General features: G+C 61.5%; 32 protein-coding genes and 1 tRNA gene. 7 read left to right on the plus strand and 26 right to left on the minus strand.

Going from position 1 to position 19481, the window contains the following annotated elements:
* Window positions 1–13: 13 nt before the first annotated feature.
* Window positions 14–685 carry a thiol:disulfide interchange protein TlpA gene (tlpA, locus tag AC244_RS15775; protein ID WP_053249765.1) on the plus strand — a complete coding sequence of 224 codons (672 nt, stop codon included), beginning with the start codon at window positions 14–16 and terminating at the stop codon, window positions 683–685.
* Between the two features lie 175 nt (window positions 686–860).
* Here tlpA and AC244_RS15780 read toward each other — a convergent pair whose 3' ends face one another.
* The 7 genes from AC244_RS15780 to AC244_RS15810 all read right to left on the minus strand — a co-directional run bounded on the left by AC244_RS15780 (window position 861) and on the right by AC244_RS15810 (window position 6467).
* Complete coding sequence (locus AC244_RS15780) at window positions 861–1733, minus strand: 3-hydroxybutyryl-CoA dehydrogenase (protein ID WP_053249881.1); 873 nt, start codon at window positions 1731–1733, stop codon at window positions 861–863.
* Window positions 1734–1890: 157 nt separating this feature from the next.
* Window positions 1891–2820 carry an electron transfer flavoprotein subunit alpha/FixB family protein gene (locus tag AC244_RS15785; protein WP_053249766.1) on the minus strand — a complete coding sequence of 310 codons (930 nt, stop codon included), beginning with the start codon at window positions 2818–2820 and terminating at the stop codon, window positions 1891–1893.
* Window positions 2821–2842: 22 nt separating this feature from the next.
* Window positions 2843–3592: an electron transfer flavoprotein subunit beta/FixA family protein gene (locus AC244_RS15790; RefSeq protein WP_053249767.1), complete on the minus strand. Its 750-nt coding sequence runs from the start codon at window positions 3590–3592 to the stop codon at window positions 2843–2845.
* A gap of 288 nt (window positions 3593–3880) precedes the next feature.
* On the minus strand, window positions 3881–4675 hold the full coding sequence (locus AC244_RS15795) for a rhomboid family intramembrane serine protease (protein ID WP_053249768.1): 795 nt from the start codon (window positions 4673–4675) through the stop codon (window positions 3881–3883).
* A gap of 135 nt (window positions 4676–4810) precedes the next feature.
* Window positions 4811–5389: a cob(I)yrinic acid a,c-diamide adenosyltransferase gene (locus AC244_RS15800; protein WP_053249769.1), complete on the minus strand. Its 579-nt coding sequence runs from the start codon at window positions 5387–5389 to the stop codon at window positions 4811–4813.
* A gap of 16 nt (window positions 5390–5405) precedes the next feature.
* Entirely contained in the window at window positions 5406–5609 is a 204-nt protein-coding gene (locus AC244_RS15805) for a twin transmembrane helix small protein (protein WP_053249770.1), read from the minus strand.
* A gap of 24 nt (window positions 5610–5633) precedes the next feature.
* Entirely contained in the window at window positions 5634–6467 is an 834-nt protein-coding gene (locus AC244_RS15810; protein WP_053249771.1) for an SDR family oxidoreductase, read from the minus strand.
* 183 nt (window positions 6468–6650) lie between these two features.
* On the opposite strand from AC244_RS15810, the gene AC244_RS15815 reads away from it, so the two are divergent.
* Window positions 6651–7532 carry a YihY/virulence factor BrkB family protein gene (locus tag AC244_RS15815; protein WP_053249772.1) on the plus strand — a complete coding sequence of 294 codons (882 nt, stop codon included), beginning with the start codon at window positions 6651–6653 and terminating at the stop codon, window positions 7530–7532.
* A 210-nt stretch (window positions 7533–7742) separates the two neighbouring features.
* Here the strand turns inward: AC244_RS15815 and gluQRS are convergent, their stop codons facing one another.
* The gene (gene gluQRS, locus AC244_RS15820) at window positions 7743–8669 is read right to left on the minus strand and encodes a tRNA glutamyl-Q(34) synthetase GluQRS (RefSeq protein ID WP_152975972.1); all 927 of its coding nucleotides are present in this window, start codon (window positions 8667–8669) and stop codon (window positions 7743–7745) included.
* Between the two features lie 18 nt (window positions 8670–8687).
* Here gluQRS and AC244_RS15825 point away from each other — a divergent pair, with 18 nt between their 5' ends.
* Window positions 8688–9335 carry a DNA-3-methyladenine glycosylase family protein gene (locus AC244_RS15825; protein WP_053249774.1) on the plus strand — a complete coding sequence of 216 codons (648 nt, stop codon included), beginning with the start codon at window positions 8688–8690 and terminating at the stop codon, window positions 9333–9335.
* A 106-nt stretch (window positions 9336–9441) separates the two neighbouring features.
* Window positions 9442–9999 (plus strand): HNH endonuclease, encoded by a 558-nt coding sequence (locus AC244_RS15830; RefSeq protein WP_025424621.1) that lies wholly within the window; start codon window positions 9442–9444, stop codon window positions 9997–9999.
* A 118-nt stretch (window positions 10000–10117) separates the two neighbouring features.
* Here the strand turns inward: AC244_RS15830 and AC244_RS15835 are convergent, their stop codons facing one another.
* Entirely contained in the window at window positions 10118–10627 is a 510-nt protein-coding gene (locus AC244_RS15835) for a disulfide bond formation protein B (protein WP_053249775.1), read from the minus strand.
* A 220-nt stretch (window positions 10628–10847) separates the two neighbouring features.
* Here AC244_RS15835 and AC244_RS15840 point away from each other — a divergent pair.
* Window positions 10848–10932: transfer RNA gene (locus tag AC244_RS15840), tRNA-Leu, on the plus strand.
* Between the two features lie 90 nt (window positions 10933–11022).
* Here AC244_RS15840 and AC244_RS15845 read toward each other — a convergent pair.
* The 16 genes from AC244_RS15845 to AC244_RS37545 all read right to left on the minus strand — a co-directional run bounded on the left by AC244_RS15845 (window position 11023) and on the right by AC244_RS37545 (window position 17712).
* Window positions 11023–12114 (minus strand): tyrosine-type recombinase/integrase, encoded by a 1092-nt coding sequence (locus AC244_RS15845; protein ID WP_053249776.1) that lies wholly within the window; start codon window positions 12112–12114, stop codon window positions 11023–11025.
* Window positions 12098–12394 (minus strand): hypothetical protein, encoded by a 297-nt coding sequence (locus AC244_RS37525; protein WP_202596077.1) that lies wholly within the window; start codon window positions 12392–12394, stop codon window positions 12098–12100. Before AC244_RS37525 ends, AC244_RS15845 begins: the two co-directional genes overlap by 17 nt.
* 8 nt (window positions 12395–12402) lie before the next feature.
* On the minus strand, window positions 12403–12774 hold the full coding sequence (locus AC244_RS15855) for an HNH endonuclease signature motif containing protein (RefSeq protein WP_053249777.1): 372 nt from the start codon (window positions 12772–12774) through the stop codon (window positions 12403–12405).
* The gene (locus AC244_RS15860) at window positions 12771–13301 is read right to left on the minus strand and encodes a hypothetical protein (RefSeq protein ID WP_053249778.1); all 531 of its coding nucleotides are present in this window, start codon (window positions 13299–13301) and stop codon (window positions 12771–12773) included. The genes AC244_RS15855 and AC244_RS15860 overlap by 4 nt, the downstream gene beginning before the upstream one ends.
* On the minus strand, window positions 13298–13543 hold the full coding sequence (locus AC244_RS15865) for a hypothetical protein (RefSeq protein ID WP_053249779.1): 246 nt from the start codon (window positions 13541–13543) through the stop codon (window positions 13298–13300). Before AC244_RS15865 ends, AC244_RS15860 begins: the two co-directional genes overlap by 4 nt.
* Window positions 13540–13743, minus strand: a complete 204-nt coding sequence (locus AC244_RS15870; RefSeq protein ID WP_053249780.1) for a hypothetical protein — start codon at window positions 13741–13743, stop codon at window positions 13540–13542. The genes AC244_RS15865 and AC244_RS15870 overlap by 4 nt, the downstream gene beginning before the upstream one ends.
* The gene (locus AC244_RS15875; RefSeq protein ID WP_053249781.1) at window positions 13740–14000 is read right to left on the minus strand and encodes a hypothetical protein; all 261 of its coding nucleotides are present in this window, start codon (window positions 13998–14000) and stop codon (window positions 13740–13742) included. Before AC244_RS15875 ends, AC244_RS15870 begins: the two co-directional genes overlap by 4 nt.
* Entirely contained in the window at window positions 13997–15031 is a 1035-nt protein-coding gene (locus AC244_RS15880; protein ID WP_053249782.1) for a DUF5131 family protein, read from the minus strand. The genes AC244_RS15875 and AC244_RS15880 overlap by 4 nt, the downstream gene beginning before the upstream one ends.
* Window positions 15024–15266: a hypothetical protein gene (locus tag AC244_RS15885; protein WP_053249783.1), complete on the minus strand. Its 243-nt coding sequence runs from the start codon at window positions 15264–15266 to the stop codon at window positions 15024–15026. The genes AC244_RS15880 and AC244_RS15885 overlap by 8 nt, the downstream gene beginning before the upstream one ends.
* Entirely contained in the window at window positions 15263–15865 is a 603-nt protein-coding gene (locus AC244_RS15890) for a hypothetical protein (protein WP_053249784.1), read from the minus strand. Before AC244_RS15890 ends, AC244_RS15885 begins: the two co-directional genes overlap by 4 nt.
* Window positions 15858–16028 carry a hypothetical protein gene (locus AC244_RS37530; RefSeq protein ID WP_202596078.1) on the minus strand — a complete coding sequence of 57 codons (171 nt, stop codon included), beginning with the start codon at window positions 16026–16028 and terminating at the stop codon, window positions 15858–15860. The genes AC244_RS15890 and AC244_RS37530 overlap by 8 nt, the downstream gene beginning before the upstream one ends.
* The gene (locus AC244_RS37535; RefSeq protein ID WP_053249785.1) at window positions 16021–16644 is read right to left on the minus strand and encodes a hypothetical protein; all 624 of its coding nucleotides are present in this window, start codon (window positions 16642–16644) and stop codon (window positions 16021–16023) included. Before AC244_RS37535 ends, AC244_RS37530 begins: the two co-directional genes overlap by 8 nt.
* Window positions 16641–16973, minus strand: coding sequence for a hypothetical protein (locus tag AC244_RS15900; RefSeq protein ID WP_053249786.1), 333 nt, complete (start codon window positions 16971–16973; stop codon window positions 16641–16643). Before AC244_RS15900 ends, AC244_RS37535 begins: the two co-directional genes overlap by 4 nt.
* Entirely contained in the window at window positions 16973–17248 is a 276-nt protein-coding gene (locus AC244_RS15905; RefSeq protein ID WP_152975973.1) for a hypothetical protein, read from the minus strand. Before AC244_RS15905 ends, AC244_RS15900 begins: the two co-directional genes overlap by 1 nt.
* On the minus strand, window positions 17248–17421 hold the full coding sequence (locus tag AC244_RS37540) for a hypothetical protein (RefSeq protein WP_202596079.1): 174 nt from the start codon (window positions 17419–17421) through the stop codon (window positions 17248–17250). The genes AC244_RS15905 and AC244_RS37540 overlap by 1 nt, the downstream gene beginning before the upstream one ends.
* Before the next feature lie 78 nt (window positions 17422–17499).
* A complete protein-coding gene (locus AC244_RS37545; RefSeq protein WP_152975974.1) occupies window positions 17500–17712 on the minus strand; it encodes a hypothetical protein in 213 nt (70 codons plus the stop codon).
* 379 nt (window positions 17713–18091) lie between these two features.
* Between AC244_RS37545 and AC244_RS15920 the strand changes: the two genes are divergently transcribed.
* Window positions 18092–18388 (plus strand): hypothetical protein, encoded by a 297-nt coding sequence (locus AC244_RS15920; RefSeq protein WP_053249789.1) that lies wholly within the window; start codon window positions 18092–18094, stop codon window positions 18386–18388.
* Here the strand turns inward: AC244_RS15920 and AC244_RS15925 are convergent.
* On the minus strand, window positions 18385–19098 hold the full coding sequence (locus AC244_RS15925) for a helix-turn-helix domain-containing protein (protein ID WP_234716945.1): 714 nt from the start codon (window positions 19096–19098) through the stop codon (window positions 18385–18387). The genes AC244_RS15920 and AC244_RS15925 overlap by 4 nt on opposite strands.
* A 77-nt stretch (window positions 19099–19175) precedes the next feature.
* Here AC244_RS15925 and AC244_RS15930 point away from each other — a divergent pair, with 77 nt between their 5' ends.
* A complete protein-coding gene (locus AC244_RS15930; RefSeq protein WP_053249883.1) occupies window positions 19176–19430 on the plus strand; it encodes a carph-isopro domain-containing protein in 255 nt (84 codons plus the stop codon).
* The last annotated feature ends 51 nt before the right edge of the window (window positions 19431–19481 follow it).

A 19481-nucleotide genomic window follows, 5' to 3' on the forward strand; every position in this document is an offset into this window, starting at 1 on the left:
CTTGGAGAATGAAATGCCCGACCAGAAGAAATCCCCCCCGGCCGTGAAATTGTTCGCGCTCGCCGCCGTGTTCGGCGTGATCGTCGGTGCGGCAGCGGTATACGTGAAGGAGACGGGGTCTGGCAATGCCGAGACGGCCGAAACGGCCGCTGCCGTCTGCCCGTTGACGGGCGAAAAGGTCGCCTCGCTGACGCCGTTCATGAAGGGGCAGGTGGCTGCGATGTCGCCGGCCGCGTCGCCGCGCCCGATCGCGCTTGATTTCAACGGCCCGGACGGCAAGCCGACGACTGCCGCTGCCTTTGCCGGCAAAACCATCCTCGTCAATCTCTGGGCCACCTGGTGCGTGCCATGCCGCGAGGAGATGCCCGCCCTCAACGCGCTGCAGAAGTCGCTTGGCAGCGACAAGTTCGAGGTGGTCGCGATCAACATCGACGTCGGCGACGACGAAAAGCCGAAAGCCTTCCTCGATGAAACCGCCGTCCACGACCTGCGCTACTACCGCGATGCATCGATGGGCGTCTTCAACAATCTGAAGAAGGAGGGTTTGGCCTTCGGCCTGCCGGCGACCTTGTTGCTCGACGACAAGGGATGCCTGCTCGGCTCGATGAACGGCCCGGCCGCTTGGGACAGCGACGATGCCAAGGCCCTGATCAGCGCCGCCATTGCCCCGGCCGCCGGCAGCTGAGCGACTGTCCGCCACGGTCTGAAAACTGAAAAGCCCGGCATTTCGCCGGGCTTTGAATTTCCGAGTTGGCCGACCAAAGCATTTCCAGGAAAAGTGCGAAGCGGTTTTCCGTCAGGTAATGCGTAAAAACAAAGAGATAGAGCGTTTCTGCAACTCCGTCTGAACCGGAAATGCTCTAGCGGGTCGGCACCGGCACATCGCCGCGGTAGTCGTAGAAGCCGCGCCCGGACTTGCGGCCGAGCCAGCCGGCTTCGACATATTTCACCAGCAGCGGGCAGGGGCGATACTTCGAGTCCGCCAGACCGTCGTGCAGGACCTGCATGATCGACAGGCAGGTATCGAGGCCGATGAAGTCGGCAAGCTGCAACGGGCCCATCGGATGGTTGGCGCCAAGCTTCATCGCCGTGTCGATGGCTTCGACGGAACCGACGCCTTCATAAAGCGTGTAGATCGCCTCGTTGATCATCGGCAGCAGGATGCGGTTGACGATGAAGGCCGGGAAGTCTTCGGCGACAGTGACGGTCTTGTCGAGTGTAGCGACGAATTCCTTGGCGGTCTTGAACGTGCCTTCATCCGTCGCGATGCCGCGCACGAGCTCGACCAGCTTCATGACAGGCACCGGGTTCATGAAATGGATGCCCATGAAATGCTCGGGGCGATCCGTGGCCGATGCAAGGCGGGTAATCGAAAGCGAAGAGGTGTTGGTCGCGAGGATCGCTTCCCGCTTCAGGACGGGACACACCTGGCCGTAGATCTTGCGCTTGATCGTCTCGTCCTCTGTCACGGCTTCGATGACGAGGTCGGCCTGCGATAGGTCGTTGATGTCGGACGAGCCCTTGATCAGCGCCAGCGCGCTCTTGCGTGCCTCGTCGGTCATCTTGCCGGAAGACACCTGGCGGGCAAGGTTGCCGTTGACGGTGGCCAGCCCTGCTTCGATGCGGTCAGCGGCAAGATCGTAGATCTGCACCTTGTATCCGGCCATCGCCGAAACATGCGCAATGCCGCAGCCCATCTGCCCGGCACCAATAACTCCGACCGTCTTGATCATCGCGGCGAACATCCATCTTCAAGAATTTTGGCGGCCATGCCGCCGTCACATACGAAAATACCGGGCCGGTCTGACCGGCCCGGTAGATTGTTAATGCCAAGTCAGCGCTTTTGCCAGCCCTTTTCCTTGGGGCTCTCGCGGCGCGGTTGGCGAATGGTTACAGCGCCTTTTGCAGCTCCGGCAGGGCTTCGAACAGATCGGCGACGAGGCCGTAGTCGGCGACCTGGAAGATCGGTGCCTCCTCGTCCTTGTTGATCGCGACGATGACCTTGCTGTCCTTCATGCCGGCGAGGTGCTGGATCGCCCCGGAGATGCCGCAGGCGATGTAGAGATCGGGCGCGACCACCTTGCCGGTCTGGCCGACCTGCCAGTCGTTCGGGGCATAACCGGCATCGACCGCAGCACGGCTGGCGCCGACGGCAGCGCCGAGCTTGTCGGCAACCGGCAGGATCACTTCCTGGAACTTTTCCGACGAGCCGAGCGCACGGCCGCCGGAGATGATGATCTTGGCCGAGGTCAGCTCCGGGCGATCGGACGACGACAGCGCATCGGCGACGAAGGAAGAGAGGCCCGGGTTGGCCGCGGCCGAAACGCTTTCGATCGCAGCCGAACCGCCTTCAGGGGCGGAGGCGAAGGAGGCGGTGCGCACGGTGATGACGCGCTTGGCTTCGGTCGTCTGCACGGTCTGGATGGCGTTGCCGGCATAGATCGGGCGCTTGAAGGTGTCGGAAGAGACAACTTCGATGATTTCCGAGACCTGGCTGACGTCGAGCAGCGCTGCAACCCGCGGCATGACGTTCTTGCCGACCGAAGTGGCGGCAGCAACAATGGTGTCGTAGGCGCCGGCGAGCGAGACGATCAGCGCCGCCAGCGGCTCGGCGAGGTTGTTGGCAAGCGAAGCATCCTCGGCGACGAGAACCTTGGCAACGCCGGCAAGCTTGGAGGCTTGCTCGGCTGCCTGCTTGGCGCCGGCGCCGGCGACCAGCACATGCACATCGCCGCCGATCTTGGCGGCAGCGCTCAGCGCCTTGGCGGTCTGGTCGGAAAGGTGGTTGCTGTCGTGGTCAGCCAGAAGAAGAATGGCCATGATGTAATCTCCCTTCCTTAAATCAGAGCACGCCGGCTTCGGTCTTGAGCTTTTCGACCAGCTCGGCGACCGACTTGACCTTGATGCCAGCCTTGCGGCCCGACGGTTCCTCGGTCTTCAGCACCTTCAGCCGGGCGGCGGTGTCGACGCCGAAGTCGGCCGGGGTCTTCTTGTCGAGCGGCTTCTTCTTCGCCTTCATGATGTTCGGCAGCGAGGCATAACGCGGCTCGTTGAGGCGCAGGTCGGTGGTGACGACGGCCGGCAGCTTGATGTCGATCGTCTGCAGGCCGCCATCGACTTCACGCGTCACCGTAGCCTTGCCATCGCCGATCTCGACCTTGGAGGCAAACGTGCCCTGGGCCCAGCCGAGCAGGGCCGACAGCATCTGGCCGGTCTGGTTCGAATCGTCGTCGATCGCCTGCTTGCCGACGATGATCAGGCCCGGCTGTTCGGCGTCGGCGACGCCCTTGACGATCTTGGCGACGGCGAGCGGCTCGACCTGGTCTTCGGTCTCGACCAGGATGGCGCGGTCAGCGCCCATGGCAAGTGCCGTGCGCAGGGTCTCTTCGGCCTTGGCCGGACCGACGGAAACGACGACGACCTCATCCGCCTTGCCGGCTTCCTTCAGCCTGAGCGCCTCTTCGACCGAGATCTCGTCGAACGGGTTCATCGACATCTTCACGTTCGCGAGCTCGACGCCCGAGCCGTCAGCCTTCACCCGGATCTTGACGTTGTAGTCAACCACCCGCTTGACCGTCACAAGTATTTTCATGGATTCTTCCCTCCAAGAGCTTTCGCAGGAAAATGCGCCTTAACGGAGCCGCCTGATTGTCGGTTGGCGACATCGATACGCGTTTTTTCTCCAATTACAATCACTGTGCATGGCGCTAAATCGATATAACCCCGAGAATTGGAATAACGTTTACGTACACGTAAGAAAGTCACCTGACAAGACCTCTTCGCAGATGCGGTACGAGCGCCCAGTCTCTGTCGCCCGTGAAAGCTCAAGCCTTTGAAATGATGACGAAACTTCTGCGGATTGGATTTCAAGCCCACGGTTTCAAGCGGTCGGGCGACCCCAGGGTGTCGGCGGTTTGCGCGTTTCCGGCGTGGGTTGCGGCGTGACGACGACGGACTCCGTCCTGTGTTCGACAGCGCGGGGCGTGACGATCGTTCGATCGAAGAGCGGGACGCCGCGGCGTCGCAAAATGACCACCAGCACCAGCCCGGCGACGATGCCGCCGACATGGGCGCTCCAGGAGACGCCGCTACCGGGATCGACCACCAGCATGAAGAATTGCTGGCCGATCCAGAAGGCGAGCGGAATGGCGGCCGGCAGGGGCAAGGGTATGCGGAAGAACACCAGAACCCAGACACGCACCTTCGGGTGCAACAGAAAATAGGCGGCGACCACGCCGGAGATCGCGCCCGATGCCCCGATCAGCGGGGCCTCCGATGCCGGATCCAGCAGGCCATGCGCCAAGGCCCCGGCAGCGGCGCAGGCGAGGTAGAAGACCAGGTAGCGAAAATGCCCGAGCGCATCCTCGACATTGTCGCCGAACACCCAGAGGAACAGCATGTTCATTGCCAGATGCATGAAGTCGCTATGCAGGAAGGAATAGGTGATGAAGGTGAAGCCGTCGGGCACGATGATCAGCGACGGGTCGAGCTGGGCATAGTCAAAGATGAGCGCCGGGATATAGCCGAAGCCCAGCAACGTCGCATTGGCGAATTCTTCCGTGGCGATCGGACCGGTTATCAGCCAGACGACGATGTTGATAACGATCAGGCTGATCGTCACATACTGAACCTTGATGTGCTTCAGGCTGTTCTTGTCGTGTAGCGGTATGAACATGCGGTCTCCCGAAGCGTGTTTCTACAGCGCCGCGCCTATCAAGGCGCGCAAGGTCGCTGTAACACTCTGATTTACTGCATAATCTCGCCCTTAAGTCGAACAAGATTTAAGGGCGAGATCATGCAGTGGGGAACGTTATCGGTTTTTCCCGGGAATCCAAAGGACGTCGGCATGGCCCTTGTCGTTTGCCCAGCGGGCTGCGACGAACAGGAAATCCGACAGCCGATTGATGTAGGCAATCGCCTCGCGGCTGACGATTTCGGCCTCGAGCTGGGCAAGCGCCACCATCTGCCGCTCGGCACGCCGGGCAACGGTTCGCGCCACATGGAGCGCGGCGGATGCGGCGCTGCCAGCCGGCAGCACGAAGGAGCGCAGGGGCTCGAGATCGGCGTTCAGCCGATCGATCTCGGCTTCGAGCCAGGTCACTTGCGTGGCGACGATGCGAAGCGGCTCGTATTGCGGCTTCTCGCCGGTGTCGGGGGTCGCGAGATCGGCGCCGAGATCGAAGAGATCGTTCTGGATCCGCATCAAGGCGGCGTCGAGATCGACGACGTCGGCGGTGTGTTGCCGTGCGAGCCCGACGAAAGCGTTGGCCTCATCGACAGCGCCGTACGCGTCGACCCGGAGATCGCTCTTCAGGCGGCGCGCACCGGAAACGAGCCCGGTGGTGCCGTTGTCGCCCGTCCGGGTGTAGATCTTGTTGAGCTTGACCATGGTGTCGTCACGTTCCTCAGGCGGGGCGGCCGCCGCCGGTGATCCATAGCGTCAGCATGATCAATACGATCGCGACTGCCTGCAGCAGGACGCGCGCCTGCATCAGCTTGTTGGATTTGCTGCTGCTGCCACCCCTCATCATGTTCAAGAGGCCGCGGATCAGAACGATGGCGACCAGCCCCATGACGAACAGGGTCAGGCCGGTGACGAAACTGGACATCGAATGCTCCCTTGCGTTTTTCACTCAGCCGAGTCGGCCGATGATGCGGTAAAACAATGCTGCCGGCAGGAGTTTCTTCAGGAACGCGCCCTGCTTGGCGGGCCTTGTTACAATATAGTGCGGTTTCGGTCTCTTTGCTGCCAGCGCGTGCTTTAGGACCGAATATACGGCATCCGGTCCGAGCTTGCCCGCGACCGGTTTGCTCTCGCCTTTCAGGCGGCGCATCTGCCGCTCGTACTCGGCGCGGTGGACCGAATTCTTCAGGTCGATGAAGCGCTCGATATAGGTCACGGCATTGGCGGTGAATTTCGAGGCGATCGGCCCCGGCTCGATCAGGCTGACCTTGATGCCACTTCCGGCGAGTTCCATTCTCAGGGTCAGCGACAGCGCCTCGATCGCGAACTTCGATGCGTTATAGGCGCCGCGCCAGCGATAGGGCACGATGCCGAGGATGGAGGAGCATTGCACGATGCGGCCGCTTCCGCGCGCCCGCATCGCCGGGATCACCCGCCGCGTCAGGTCGTGCCAGCCGATGACGTTGGTTTCCAGCTGCAGCCGCAGGGCTTCCGGCGGCAGGTCCTCGACGGCGCCGGCCTGTCCATAGGCGCCGTTGTTGAACAGCGCATCGATACGACCGCCGGAGCGCGCCATCACTGCCTCGACGAGGGCGGCGATCGTCTCCGGCTTGGTATAGTCCATCAGGAAGGTTTCGATGCCCTCGTTTTCCAGGGCGCTTCGGTCCTCTTCGCGGCGCACGGTTGCAAACACCCGCCAGCCGTCCGCATGCAGCGCGCGGGCACAATGGGCGCCGATCCCGGATGAACAGCCGGTGACAATGATTGTGGGGCGATCGGACATCCTGTCGATTCCTGTAGAAATCCTGCCCCCGTTTCCCATATTCATCGGCGGGATACAATTGAATTGCGCGAGCCCAAACCCGTGTACGCTGTCGCGGGCGGATGAGCGTCAATGCCATGGAACGGCGCCGGACGGGCTGCATGCGAAGGCAGGCGACCCCGGCGCCACTGGGCCGGAGTCGAAATGCCAGCGTTTATTCGCATCATCTGGAAAGTCGTGTTCGATGCGCTATGGCACTTCAGTCTGGACGACGGCTGGGCGATGGCGAGCCATGTGGCGCTTTCGTCCTTGCTCGCCGTCTTCCCCTTCCTGATTTTCGGCACGGCGCTCGGCAGCTTCCTTGGCGCCGACCAGTTTGCCGAGACTGCGGTTCACCTCATTTTCGACGCCTGGCCGGAGTCGATCGCAACCCCGATCGCCAATGAGATCGTCCAGGTGCTGACCATTCCGCGCGGCGGTCTGTTGACCGTTTCGGTGCTCGCGGCCGCCTATTTCGCCTCGAATGGCGTCGAGGCGTTGCGGGTGTCGCTCAACCGCGCCTACCGGGTGACGGAAAGCCGCTACTGGTATGTGACGCGTCTTGCCAGCCTTGGGTTCGTGATCGCCGGCGTGCTGATCCTGGCGGCCCTCAGCATCCTGCTCGTCGCCGTGCCGCTGGCGCTTCGCTATGCCGGGGAATGGCTGCCCTGGCTCGATGGCGTGCTGGCGACGGTCGACAACTGGAGCCTGCCGCTGGCGCTCGTGGTTGTGACGGGAGGGCTCCTTGTGTCGCATCTCTGGCTGCCGGACGGTCACCGCAAGGTGGTCGACGTGTTGCCGGGCATCTTCCTGACGTTGCTCTGCTGGACGATCGGCGGCTACACCTTCGCCTATTACCTCTCGACCTTTGCGACCTATGTCTCGACCTATGCCGGCCTGGCCTCGATCATGATCGTGCTGGTGTTCCTCTATATAGTCGCGGCGATCTTCATCATCGGCGCCGAGATCAATGCCGCGATCCTTAAATATCGGGTCAAGCGCATGGTGCGGCGCAGCTTCCAGAACGTGCGCACGACCGAGGATTAAGTTCGCTTAGAGCATTTCCAGGAAAAGTGCGAAGCGGTTTTCCGTCAGGGAATGCGTAAAAACAGAGAGATAGAGCGTTTCTGCGACTCCGTCTAAACCGGAAATGCGCTAGATCATTTCATTGTTTCATTGAAACAGTGAAATGATCTAACTCTTTGAAACTACGCAATTCCGGGCGGAAAACCGTTTCACACTTTTCCTGGAATTGCTCTAGAGGATCAGGGCACGGATATCGGCCGGCGACCGGCCAGCCTCGCGGAAGGCTGAAATACCGGTGTCCCGATTGCTCTTGGAAAGCTTCCGGCCGTCGGCGTCGAGCAGCAGGCGGTGATGGTGGTAGATCGGTTCGGGCAGATCCAGCAGCCGCTGCAGCAGGCGATGCACGGCGGTTGCATGATAGAGGTCGCGACCGCGCACCACATGGGTTATGCCTTGCAGCGCATCGTCGACGACAACAGACAGATGGTAGCTCGACGGCGCGTCGGAGCGCGACAGGATGACGTCGCCCCAGGCGGCAGGATCGGCCTTTATGGTGCCCGTCTCTCCATCCGGTCCACTGCCGGTTTCCTGCCACACGAGGGGAGGGGCACCGGCCGCAAGCACCGCCTTTTGCATGTCCAGCCGCCAGGCATAGGGCTTGCCGCCTGCGATGATGGCGTTGCGCGCATCGGTCTCCAGATCGCGCTCGCGCCCGGGGTAGAGCGGTGTGCCGTCCGGATCGCGCGGCCAGCTCTTGCCCTCAGCTTCAGCATTGGCAACCGCCGCCTTGATCTCGCCGCGCGACAGGGCCGAGGGGTAGACGAGGCCCATATCGTTCAGCCGCTGGAGTGCGGATGCGTAAAGGTCGAGATGGTCCGATTGCCGGCGCACTGGCTGTTCCCATTCAAGCCCGAGCCAGGCGAGATCGCTAGCGATCGCGGCCTCGAATTCCGGACGGCAGCGCGTCCGGTCGATATCCTCGATGCGCAGCAGGAACCGCCCGCCCGATGCGCGCGCCATGTCGTGGTTGAGCATCGCCGACAGCGCGTGGCCCAGATGCAAAAGGCCGTTCGGACTCGGTGCAAAACGGAAAACAGGTTGTGCGGATGACGTGTCTGCCATCGTTTCCCTTTGGCATGGAAGCGGTATAAAAATCATCCGCTTTTTGGAGGCGCCATGCGGATCATCCGGACACATGAGGACATCGAGGCGGGTCTTGCCGGTCTGGTGATGCTCGACGCCCGTCTCGAACATGTCGTGGCCAGGGCCGGGCCCGTGCCGCTCAGGCGAACCGACCCCGGCTATCGCGGTCTTGCCAGCATCATCGTGTCGCAGATGGTATCGAAGGCAAGCGCTGCGGCGATCTGGAAACGCATGGAAGCGTCGCTCGGTGAGATCACCGCGCCTGCCGCCCTGGCACTCAGCGACGAGGATTGCCGGACGATCGGACTTTCCCGCGCCAAGGCCGACGCGCTGAGGCGGGTGGCACAGGTGGTTGTTGCCGGCGAGATCGACCTCGACGCGATTTGCAATGTCGAAGCCCAGGAGGCGATCCGGGAACTCACGACCATCAAGGGCGTCGGGCGCTGGACAGCGGAGGTCTATCTCTTGTTTTGCGCCGGGCATCCGGATGTCTTTCCATCCGGCGATGTCGCGTTGCAGAATGCGATCAGCCACGGTCTCGGTCTGGAGTTGCGCCCGACCGCCCGCGAGATTGATTCGCTGGCCGCGTCATGGTCGCCCTGGCGCAGCGTCGCGGCACGTCTGTTCTGGGCCTATTACGCGCAAGAAATGCGGCGGGATGCTGTTCCTGTGACGCCTTGAAGGAAAAAGCGAATCCACTGTTCGTTTTTTCTTTCCGACTTCACAATCCTGTTGCAACGGGCCTAATATAGAAGGTGCAGATGCCGAATCGATCAGGAGAATACGCTTGACGATTGCAGTCTCACCGCAGGCCTTGCCGGCGCTCGTCTTGAACGCTGACTATCGGCCGCTGAGTTATTACCCCTTGTCGCTCTGGTCCTGGCAGGACGCGATCAAGGCCGTCTTCCTTGACCGTGTGATTATCCTTGCAGAATACGAGCACTCGGTCTCCTCACCCAGCTTCTCGATGCGGTTGCCGAGCGTTGTTTGCCTGAAAAGCTACGTGCAGCCGTCGCGGCATCCGGCGTTCACCCGGTTCAACGTCTTCCTGCGCGACAAGTTCGAATGCCAGTATTGCGGCACGCCCGACGATCTGACCTTCGACCATGTCGTGCCTCGGGCCCATGGCGGCCAGACGACCTGGGAAAACGTCGTTGCGGCCTGCTCGCCCTGCAATTTGCGCAAGGGCAGCAAGCTGCCGAAGCAGGCCGGCATGTTCCCGCACCAGAGGCCCTATCAGCCGACGGTGCAGGATCTGCACAACAATGGCCGGCTTTTCCCGCCGAACCATCTGCATGAAAGCTGGATGGACTATCTCTACTGGGATGTCGAACTGCAGCCCTGAGGCATCTCGGCCATCACTTTGTGGACGACGGCAGGCCGAGAGCGGAGCTATGGCGTAGGCCGCCTAGCTCATTGTCACGCGGCCATCTCCTGAAGGCAGGCCGTTTCAGTCTCGGGGATCAGGCCTTCGCAGCGCCGCGCAAGGCGATCGCTGCAAAGATCAGGCTGGCAATCACATTCCAACCGGCAAAGGACAGGCCGAGCACGCGAAGCGCCGCCTCAGAGCAGGACGGGGCGTGCTTGGAATCGAGATCGCCCAGGAGGTCGCCGACATTCGACGATACGCCCTGCGCCGTCGTCGCGCAGGTCGACGGACCTTCCCAGAAGCCCCATTCGGCGCCTGAGTGATAGACGCCCATGCCCGCACCGACGAGCATCAGGATGCCGATCGCCAGAAGCAGGGTGCGCGTCGTCCAGGCCGGCAGCCTCAAGGCACTGGTGATAACAGCCAGAATGCCGAGCGGGATGCCGTAGTAATAGGGATCGCGCTGCAGCAGGCAAAGCGCGCGGGGGATGTCCCCGCCGAGGTGTTCGAAACCGAGCGCGCCGCCAACGGTCGCCGCCATGCCGAGCGTCACGAGAACGGCGATGAGCAACTGATGGCGGGAAGCGGTGGAAGCGTCGATCATGCGTACCTCACGCTGGAAAACATTCCGGATTTTCGTCCGGCTATGCTGCATTGCAACTGAATAATGGCGTTCTTTAGGTGCGATAGGGCGCGCTGTAAATCGCCTCCCATGCGTCACGTTTGCACGCTTTCGTGATTGTCGCCGCGCAAGTTGAAAATGATGGTTGACCGCGGCAAAAACCTTCGTGTAAATCCCAGCCGCTGATATCTTATATCCCTGAGCCCCATTGGCGGAATTGGTAGACGCGCTCGACTCAAAATCGAGTTCCGAAAGGAGTGCTGGTTCGACCCCGGCATGGGGCACCACTCTTAAAAACCAGCGCTGTTTTTATTGAGCTTTTTCGCTGTTTTTGCCCCACATTTTAACACCACCAAATGTGTGGGACAAAAAGCGACCTACTTTTGTTCCGGGACCAGCTTGTGCATTGCCCCTGCGGCCATCTGTTTGCGGCGCGCTTTCTTGGTGTAGGTCGTCGTCTGGTTCTTCGTCGTCCACCCGAAAATTGCCATCAGTTCTTCATCCGTCGCGCCGTTCTCGGCGGCGATCGTGGCGCCGGCTTTGCGCAACCCATGAGTGGTGCAGTGGAACAATCCGGCCTGGTCGCACCAGTCCCGCATCTTGTTGCCTAGACCGTTCGTGGTGAATGGTTTGCCGAACTCGGTGACGAGGAAGGTCAGGTTTCCGGTCGGGCATTCGTCGATCGTCTTTTGCAGTTCCGGCAGCACCGGAATGTCCACGATGACGCCGCTCGACTTACGCGTTTTCTCCGGCCGGATGGTCAATTGACCGTTGCGAATGTGCTGGAGGCCGACGATGGAGAGACTATCGAGACGCAGGCCGGTGTAGAGCGCCAGGTGCAGCATAAGACGCGCCTTTGTGCCGGCGACGTGCTTGGCCTCGTACTGGCGCACTTCCTCAACGGTCCAGGTGTGGAAACCGTCGCCGGAATGCAGCGGTTTGATCTTCGCGGCCGGGTTCATCTGCGCGAGGTCGCTTTCGACGGCCCATGCGAAAAAGGCCGATATCGCCTTCTTCACGTCATTGCGAGAGCCTGGCTTGTCTCGGATCGCATCGCGGATCTCGACGACGTGCCGCTTGCGCATGTCAGCATAGGGTAGGTCGCCGCAACGAGCTGTGCCGAACTTGTAATCACAGACCTCTTCGAGGATCGTCGCGCGACGAGCCATGACGCCGGCGCTGACGGTCGCGCGACGCTTGTACTCCGCATAGAGCCAATCGACGGTGCCTTCGGCGGGATCTCTTTTCAGCGTCACCACGGCAGGCGGTGGCTCTGCGCCTTCGGGCACGTAAGGTATACCAAGGCGGGCGCACGCAACTTCCTTGTCGAATGCATCGGTTCCCGGCGTCTCTCTCAGGCGCACCTTCTTGCGGCCGGGCGCGCGAAAGTAATACCGCGCCTCCCTGGTGCGGAAGTCGCGGTCTAGGCTCACGCCCTTCTGCAGTTTGTCGTCAACCCTTTTTGGCATTGTCGAACGCATTTCCTTGTGGCCGCTGCTCGTCCGGATATCGGTGCATGCCAGCCTTGTGGGGGAGCGCTCGGAAGCTCGCCCAAAGCTCGTCGACATCCCAGATGTTTCGCCCGCCGAGCACTCTCGGTTGTGGCATGGTGCCAACTTCAACGGCGCTGTCAAACAGGGATGCGCTAATGCTCAGCAAAGCGGCAGCTTGCTCGCGGGAAACGCCGAAGGGCGGGAGGCTTGGCGGAAGCATGGTTGAACGGCGAGCGCGCGTGTCGACCATGGTCATTTCCCTGCTCATTGAGAGATCTCCTCGCATTCGAGTGTCGGCCTGCCGTTGTGGCCACGCATATCTCGCTGGGCTTTCGCCCGCCGCTTCTGGTTCTGGAGATGCGTCACTAGCTCTGTGTGCTTCGGATCTGGGTTGACGCAGAGCCGGTTTCGGCACTTGTGGTCGAGCTGCTTTTTGCCGGGGATGTAGCCGTGTACGTTAGTCCACATGACCAGATGCACGGCGACCGTCTGTCCACCGAGCGACATGCGCGGATAGTCCTTGCCTCGGCCGGTCTTTCCTGATGTCGGGCCTTGCCAGATCCAGCAGCCGGTAACGGGGTCGACAAAGACCCTCGCCATGATCTTTTCGAAGATTTCGAGACGCCGGCCGTTCATCCGTTCCGTCTCCAGGCGTCGAACTCGTCGCGGAGATCGCGCCAGCGTGCAGCGGCGGCCGCATCTTCGTTTAGCTTGCTGCGCGATGATACCTTAAGCAGCGAGCGAACGCGGGTGTTCACGCGCTCGTCGGTTAGCGGGCGCTCCAAGCCGTGGCGCTCCTCGAGGAATTTCTTGAAGGCCGGTTCCTTGCATTTCATCGCACACTCGGCGGCGTAGTTCTTCGGGTCGTTTTGGTGAGACCGCAGTCGTAAAAGCTCTCGCTCGGCGGCGCGGAGCCGAGTGGCGAGTTTTCCATACAGCTCGATCGTCCAGCGAAGATCCTCCGGCGCCCTTAGCGCCAGCTCCGTGTCGTCGAGGTTGGCGGCCTTCGGGATGATTGCAATCGTCTCCTGACCGTTGTTCCCGGCAAGCAGGTGTGTCCCTTCCGCGTCGGCGCTGATGCTCCATTCTTTTGACGCCTGTGACAGTCGGTTGCGGATAGCGTCGAGGCGGCGCTGGCTGGGGCTCGGCTGCGGCTCGGTCATTGGCGGTAACCTCCGATGATCGGCAACTGGTGCGCCAACCCGGACTCGACCGTTTCCTCCAGCGCGTCACCGAACTGTCGTGCCGCCACCATAGCTTCTTCGCGGTTAGGGGCGCCTTCCACGATCGCCATCGCAATCGCGCTGATCGCGGCAACGAAAGCGTCGTGGAACTCTTCGCCGTCGATGACCTCGGCGATATCGTGGGCGAGCTGCACTTGGGTGTGCGTCAGGGCGGTGCTCACAGCAGCCTCCCGCCCGGACGCACCTGGCAATGGTTGCAGACGTGGCGCCAGGCGCCGGCGCGCTTGTCGACCTTCCAGCCGTCGGCACGTGCCATGGCGATCATTTTAGCGAACTCGGGCTGGTCGTAGGTGTCTCGCCGCTTGGCGGGGCACTCGTCGCATTTCAGGAAGGATTTTCCTGCTTCGATCGCCACTGTCATGGCTGTTCCTCGATCGTGATCTGACGGATACGGGCGACGATGTCTGCCGCTTCGTCCATGCGCTCGCTGCAAAGGCAATCGAGGTTTCGGACCATGAGGCTGCATTCGAGCGTGCCGGTCGCTGGATCGGTGCCGTTGCATTCGCAGGCGATCCCCTTTTCCAGTGTCTGGCTCGCGGTGACGATCGCCATGTCACGGGCAAGAAAGAAGCCCTTACGAAACGCGCCCATGCGGCGCTGCTTATCGCGCTTTGTCATCGGCGGATCTCCGGAAAGCCGTTGTGCTCGACGCCGTCGAGAAGGCGGCCAGCAGCTGCCTTGCCGACGTGGCGCATGGCGATCACGTTCCCGGTGTCATCCGGGTACTGCTCAAGCTTCCCGCCCGCATTGGCTATCAGTTCGCCAATCCGGGCCGTTGCCGGGTTCCAGAACTCAGTGAGTGTGATGCGTTTCGGAGAGAAGGCACCCCACTGCTTGAACAGAAATGGCACGCCGGCGGCGGCGCATTGATCGCGTAGCTCGCGTGCCCAGTCGGGATGCATCGGCCGAGCTCCGGGGCCGCTTTCGCCGCCCGCAACAAGCCAGTGGATGCCCTGAAGGATTGGCCCGTTTCTCCACGGGTGTAGCCGACCGGAGGGCATTGCGGCGCTGGTCTTGTAAAAATCCACCTGCCCGAGCAACGGCTCGGCGCTTATCCAACGGACGGCCGCCGGCGTGTCGAGCAGGATCGGGATGCGTTCATCGGCGCGCTTCTGATCCTCGACCGAGACGCCGAGCCAGACATTCGGAAGAGGCCTGGCAAGAGCTTCGTGCGCGGTCTCGTAAACCAGATCGGGCCGATCGCCTCCCCAGATCAGCGCGCCGTAACCGGCGATGAAATCCCTGCGCTGCTCCATGCCGCGAATGTAATCGCGCATCCGCTCGGGCCGCTTCGTCAGCACTTGGAATGTATGCTGGGGCGCCAGCGCCATCACGGCGAACACGTTATCGATCCAGAGTTCGTTGACGCCTTCTGCGAACAGATCGCCATGGGCGCAAACGAAGATCATGCGTGGCTTTGTCCAGCGCAGGGGTTGGTCCAGCCACTTCCTGTTGAACCGGATTTCGCCGGTCCATACCGGGCCGGCCTTGGTGTCCTTCGTCAGCCCCTTGCGGCTCGGGTGGTTCTTAAGCCGCGAGCCGGCGAGCTTCATCGCGTAGCAATTCGTGCAGCCGGGCGAGACAATGGCGCACCCGGTGATCGGGTTCCATGTCGCGTCGGTCCATTCGATCTTGGTGCCGTCAGCCATTGAGATGGTGCTCCGGACTAAGGCCGGCGTGTTCGTTCACACAGGCGCAGATGAGGAGGGCGAGCGTCTTGACCTGGTCGTCAGGGTGGAAACCGTTGCTGTCGACGGTGAATACGTCGCGGTCGTCGGCATCGAGCACAACGCCGCAATCGGTTTCGGAAGGGCGGATGGGCAGCTTTACGCCCTGGTCGAGGAACGCCGCGCGAACGGCTATGGGGCTTGGTGCGACAATCACTTGGACTCCTCCAGCTCACGCGCTCGGCGCAGCCACGTCTCGGCCGCGACGTTCGGTGTCCACGGCAGGATCTCGAAGTCATAGGGCAGGGCCAGGTCTTCGACCGTCCAGCGTTCGCCGTTCCATGGCAGCAGGTCGCGGCGCTCGGTCGCGAGCATGCGAATGTCGGCGTGCTTGATTGCGACGGGGTCGGTGATCTCGATACCGAAACGAGCGAGGATAGCCGCCTCGCTTCGCTTCTCGTCGGCCTTGAACGATGGGTTCTTGGATTTGAGCGGGCCCGTCATGTCGCCGCAAACGGCTTCGCCAGCCTCATGCCAGAGTGCGGCACGGGCCAAATGGGGCTCGACAGCGTGGCTCATGAGAACGCAATGCTGAGCGACCGTATACATGGCGCGCTCGCCGAGCAGGCGGCTAACGCACTGGCCGGCGAACCGGCCTTCGTAACCGAGCCCATAGGCGACGTCTTCCAAGGTAATCAGGCTGTCCTCAGGGGCGTCGAAGTCGAAATAGGTGCCGGATCCGAGCAGGATGGTCGGACCGATGGCACGGCGGATCGTGCTTTCGCGCATGGCGTCGATGGTGGCGAGGTCAATCATCGGCCTTCTCCCTGATGAGTTTGACTTTGCGGATGGCGCCGGGCGAAACGCGGCGGCGCTCCTCGGCGATGCCGCGCGCGGCCTTGGCGTCGGTGGCGTCGATATCGATCGGCGCAAGTTCAGGATCTTGGAAGTGGATGCGGAAGGGGTGGAGGTCAGCCATTGGTGCTGCCCTCCGCGGTGCTTTCGGTTTCCGCAAAGCGGAACGTCGAAGCCGGACCGGCCGTCGGCTCCCCAGTCTCAAGGTCGACGACTGGGGAGCCTTCCAGGCACGCTGCATGACATGTGCCCTCGGTGATATCCGCCGCGCACAGGTCGTCATCCTTGAATGGCTCGGCGCAGATGGGGCATCTACTCGTGCTCTGGGCGCCATCACCCTCTTCGCGCTGGTGGATCATCATCGACAGATTGGCGATATCAACAGGGTCCAACACAGCACGTGCGTGGAATTGGTCGTCAAGTAACTGGTGAAGATAGTCGATATGGCACTGTTCTGGATCGTCCCACCCGCCACGGCCTTCAGCACGCTTTTTGGCTAGTTTGGCCTTCATAGCGGCGGCAAAACGGTCGACTGCGATATCGTCCAGATGCGCCAGCTTGCCTGATTCAGCGGAGCGGGAGGAGAGGGCGGCTTCAACTCGGCGCGCAAGCTGGTCGAGCGCGTTAAGCCCTTCGGCTCTCGGATCGAACGATAGCCGGATCTCGTCATTGTTGATGGAATGCGGGCAAGAGGTGATTGCTTCCATTAGATCTTGGTTTTGGCGGGGCGGCCTCTTCATGCCGCGACCCTCCAATCAGCGTCCTTCCGGCCGTCCTCGATCGCCTTCACATGCATCGAGATCCGGGGCAGCGACACATGCATGACGTGGTAGGCGCTGCGTTCGAAGCTGCGGACGGTGTGGATGATTTTGCGGGTATCGGGCGCCGGCGCGCGGCGCTGGCTGTCTTCCCACTTGTGCAGGCGCAGGCGCAGGTAGCGCATCATGCTGGGCAGCGGCACGCAGAAGCGGATTGCCAGCTCGCGGGCGGTAGCGCCCTGTTCCCAGAGGGCGTGCACGACGGGCTCGGCCGGGACCGTGCCATAGAGGGGGTAAGCCGCGTGGCCCATTACTTGCTCCTGTTCTGCGCGGCTCTGGCGCGCTCGGGGACGGTGAAAAGGTCGAAGTAGAGATCCTGCAGGTGCGCTCGATCGATGCCGTGGCGCTCTGCGATTTCGAGGTGCGTGCGGTGCGGGTGCACCAGGCAGTCGACGAGGGCGAGTTGCTCGGGCTTCGTCAGCTTGACGCCCATCATCTGGCGCAGGACGAAAGCAGCGCTCGACGAAGGCAGGGCGCGCGGCATGGGTGCCGCCGGGGTGGGGAAGCGGAGAACTGTCGCAGTCATCAGACGCGAGCCTCCGATGCGAACTGCCATTCCTTCTTGAAGGCAGTGCCGCCGGCGAGGGCGGCGGAACCGATCATCGCCATGCTCAAAACGAGGATGACGCAGGCGAGAAAGAAGCGGCTCGGGCAGGCCTGGAGCCGCGCCTTGTGATAGCCGGTGAAGTGCTGATTCATGACCAGAGGCTCCGATTGAGGACGGGAAGGGAAAACCTTCGATGTCGGCCCGAGGGCCGACGCCGAAAGCGTTCGGCCTCAGGCGGCGCGGCTGGCGATGCGCACGCGGATGTGACGCGCGGATTGCTGGAATGCCAGTTCGCGGGCGGCGTCGCCGTATTTGATCAGCTGCTGCTGGGTGAAGCCTTTCAGCTTCAAGGCGGTTTCGGTGCAGCCTTCGCCGAGCAGGCGCATGGCGTCAGCCATGGAATGGGTGATCTGGCTGGGAGTGTTTCCGAGGGGGTTCTGCATGGGATCTCCGTTGAATTTGAGGGCAACGGAAATGGAAAATAAATCCAACTCTTAGAAACGTCAATGCGTGTCTGGATTTATTTTCCAATTCTCCCGATTCGACTCGACTCTCCTGCGCTTCTCTGGATTTATGAGAACCAAAGGAGAACAAACATGTCTGTCGCGCTACGCTATCAGCCTCGAATTTTCGTTCTGCATCTGCGGTGCGAGAACTGCGTGAGGGAGACTTCGAGGGTGGTGGAGGTGCCGCCCGTCGACGATGCGCCTTGCGACGTCGACGAGTTGGTCGAGAGCGGGGTTCTCTCCTCGCTGACGTATTGCTGCACTCAGTGCGACTGCAGAATTGGGCAAATCATTGGAGTTAGTCAGGAGCGAAACTATGTCGCATGAGGTAACGGAGTTTGTAATAGTGCCGCCCGTTGATCAGCGGGCGCAGATCCATGGTGCGAAGGAGCGGTTTGTTGATTACCTCGTCCGTCGCTTCCCTGGCTATGCGTTCAAAGTCTCGGCGGTCGCCCCCGTAGGAGAGATGGATTGCTACATGATCTATCCGATCATGAACTTTCTCGGACCGGACGGAAAATCCTACATGTGCGCCAAACCGCCGGCATGGTTGCTCGGCGAAATCAGTCGCGCATGCGATGACTTTGATGTCGAGCGAAGCTTCGCCGCTTAGTAGGTAAATTCGTTCTGGACGCGCCGAACAAGGCCGATGACCTCGACTCGCGTGCCGTCATCGGCGTCCGCGTCTCGTTCGACTACGATCGGCTTGTGCTTCGGATTCGTCGATCGGGGGTGAAACTCGGTGCGACCTTCGTAAATCTCAACCTGCTTCACCGACCATTCGCGAGTATGTCCGCCGTCACGCGTGCGCTCGACTATGACGACCATTGCATCACGAAGAACTGCTTCGTTTGCCACGTCTTCATATGCAACGGCGATAACCCGGTCGCCATCCATGATGGGTCTTGGCCGAAGGTTGTTCATTGAGTCCCCGGAGACATCGAAGACGATTTGGCGGGCTTGAGGAAAGCGCTCATCCGGTGGCACTGAGATCAAAACCGGCTCCGACTGATCGAACTCATCAACTTCACGAAACGCTCCAGCCTCCACCCGGCCCACCACCTGGGCGGCGACCATCCTGCCGGGCATCAATGTCAGTTCGCTCTGGGCCACCTCGATGCCATCTCGAAGCCAAAGGAGGGGGCGCTTGATCGTACGTGCGAGCGTGTCCAGCACATCTCCTCGCGGCTGCTCAATGTCGCCTCGCAGGTACTTGTTGATGTTGTCGTAGGGAATGCCTGATCGACGGGCAAGCTCGGCCTTGTTCCAGCCAAGTTCCTTACGTCTCTCGTCCAATCTTTTCCACCAAGCCATGGTCGCCATCATAGTTTCGGAATTATTTTCCGGGTTGGATTTCACTTGCCTTGTAAGTGGATTTAAAATCCATTATTGGTGCGTGCATGAGCACAATTACGATCAGGCAAATCATCAAGGATGCGGGCGGTGCGGAAGCGATCGCGAACGCAGTAGCTGATGCGGGCGGCGACCTGTCGAAGGATGCCGTTTACAAGTGGACGAAAACTGGGATCCCGGATCGCCATTGGCCGATCATCATCGCTCTGACCGAACACGGCCCGGTGGCCCTCTATGCCGCAAACTGTGCGGCGCGAGGTGTGCCCGTCGAAGCCTCGCAACATAGCGAGGCGGCTGAATGACGATGTTCTCCAAGCAAGGCACGAGAAGAACCGGCATCCTCCTCCCTGCCG

Origin of the sequence: Ensifer adhaerens (assembly GCF_001270265.1) — a bacterium.
Classification (GTDB): Bacteria; Pseudomonadota; Alphaproteobacteria; order Rhizobiales; family Rhizobiaceae; genus Ensifer; species Ensifer adhaerens_B.

What these genes read in the sequence shown, in the direction of transcription:
- tlpA (WP_053249765.1), top strand. Translation starts at nt 14, where the DNA reads ATGCCCGACCAGAAGAAATCCCCCCCGGCCGTGAAATTGTTCGCGCTC.
- AC244_RS15780 (WP_053249881.1), bottom strand. Translation starts at nt 1,733, where the DNA reads ATGATCAAGACGGTCGGAGTTATTGGTGCCGGGCAGATGGGCTGCGGC.
- AC244_RS15785 (WP_053249766.1), bottom strand. Translation starts at nt 2,820, where the DNA reads ATGGCCATTCTTCTTCTGGCTGACCACGACAGCAACCACCTTTCCGAC.
- AC244_RS15790 (WP_053249767.1), bottom strand. Translation starts at nt 3,592, where the DNA reads ATGAAAATACTTGTGACGGTCAAGCGGGTGGTTGACTACAACGTCAAG.
- AC244_RS15795 (WP_053249768.1), bottom strand. Translation starts at nt 4,675, where the DNA reads ATGTTCATACCGCTACACGACAAGAACAGCCTGAAGCACATCAAGGTT.
- AC244_RS15800 (WP_053249769.1), bottom strand. Translation starts at nt 5,389, where the DNA reads ATGGTCAAGCTCAACAAGATCTACACCCGGACGGGCGACAACGGCACC.
- AC244_RS15805 (WP_053249770.1), bottom strand. Translation starts at nt 5,609, where the DNA reads ATGTCCAGTTTCGTCACCGGCCTGACCCTGTTCGTCATGGGGCTGGTC.
- AC244_RS15810 (WP_053249771.1), bottom strand. Translation starts at nt 6,467, where the DNA reads ATGTCCGATCGCCCCACAATCATTGTCACCGGCTGTTCATCCGGGATC.
- AC244_RS15815 (WP_053249772.1), top strand. Translation starts at nt 6,651, where the DNA reads ATGCCAGCGTTTATTCGCATCATCTGGAAAGTCGTGTTCGATGCGCTA.
- gluQRS (WP_152975972.1), bottom strand. Translation starts at nt 8,669, where the DNA reads ATGATTTTTATACCGCTTCCATGCCAAAGGGAAACGATGGCAGACACG.
- AC244_RS15825 (WP_053249774.1), top strand. Translation starts at nt 8,688, where the DNA reads ATGCGGATCATCCGGACACATGAGGACATCGAGGCGGGTCTTGCCGGT.
- AC244_RS15835 (WP_053249775.1), bottom strand. Translation starts at nt 10,627, where the DNA reads ATGATCGACGCTTCCACCGCTTCCCGCCATCAGTTGCTCATCGCCGTT.
- AC244_RS15845 (WP_053249776.1), bottom strand. Translation starts at nt 12,114, where the DNA reads ATGCCAAAAAGGGTTGACGACAAACTGCAGAAGGGCGTGAGCCTAGAC.
- AC244_RS37525 (WP_202596077.1), bottom strand. Translation starts at nt 12,394, where the DNA reads ATGACCATGGTCGACACGCGCGCTCGCCGTTCAACCATGCTTCCGCCA.
- AC244_RS15855 (WP_053249777.1), bottom strand. Translation starts at nt 12,774, where the DNA reads ATGAACGGCCGGCGTCTCGAAATCTTCGAAAAGATCATGGCGAGGGTC.
- AC244_RS15860 (WP_053249778.1), bottom strand. Translation starts at nt 13,301, where the DNA reads ATGACCGAGCCGCAGCCGAGCCCCAGCCAGCGCCGCCTCGACGCTATC.
- AC244_RS15870 (WP_053249780.1), bottom strand. Translation starts at nt 13,743, where the DNA reads ATGACAGTGGCGATCGAAGCAGGAAAATCCTTCCTGAAATGCGACGAG.
- AC244_RS15875 (WP_053249781.1), bottom strand. Translation starts at nt 14,000, where the DNA reads ATGACAAAGCGCGATAAGCAGCGCCGCATGGGCGCGTTTCGTAAGGGC.
- AC244_RS15880 (WP_053249782.1), bottom strand. Translation starts at nt 15,031, where the DNA reads ATGGCTGACGGCACCAAGATCGAATGGACCGACGCGACATGGAACCCG.
- AC244_RS15890 (WP_053249784.1), bottom strand. Translation starts at nt 15,865, where the DNA reads ATGATTGACCTCGCCACCATCGACGCCATGCGCGAAAGCACGATCCGC.
- AC244_RS37530 (WP_202596078.1), bottom strand. Translation starts at nt 16,028, where the DNA reads ATGGCTGACCTCCACCCCTTCCGCATCCACTTCCAAGATCCTGAACTT.
- AC244_RS37535 (WP_053249785.1), bottom strand. Translation starts at nt 16,644, where the DNA reads ATGAAGAGGCCGCCCCGCCAAAACCAAGATCTAATGGAAGCAATCACC.
- AC244_RS15900 (WP_053249786.1), bottom strand. Translation starts at nt 16,973, where the DNA reads ATGGGCCACGCGGCTTACCCCCTCTATGGCACGGTCCCGGCCGAGCCC.
- AC244_RS15905 (WP_152975973.1), bottom strand. Translation starts at nt 17,248, where the DNA reads ATGACTGCGACAGTTCTCCGCTTCCCCACCCCGGCGGCACCCATGCCG.
- AC244_RS37540 (WP_202596079.1), bottom strand. Translation starts at nt 17,421, where the DNA reads ATGAATCAGCACTTCACCGGCTATCACAAGGCGCGGCTCCAGGCCTGC.
- AC244_RS37545 (WP_152975974.1), bottom strand. Translation starts at nt 17,712, where the DNA reads ATGCAGAACCCCCTCGGAAACACTCCCAGCCAGATCACCCATTCCATG.
- AC244_RS15920 (WP_053249789.1), top strand. Translation starts at nt 18,092, where the DNA reads ATGTCGCATGAGGTAACGGAGTTTGTAATAGTGCCGCCCGTTGATCAG.
- AC244_RS15925 (WP_234716945.1), bottom strand. Translation starts at nt 19,098, where the DNA reads ATGGCGACCATGGCTTGGTGGAAAAGATTGGACGAGAGACGTAAGGAA.
- AC244_RS15930 (WP_053249883.1), top strand. Translation starts at nt 19,176, where the DNA reads ATGAGCACAATTACGATCAGGCAAATCATCAAGGATGCGGGCGGTGCG.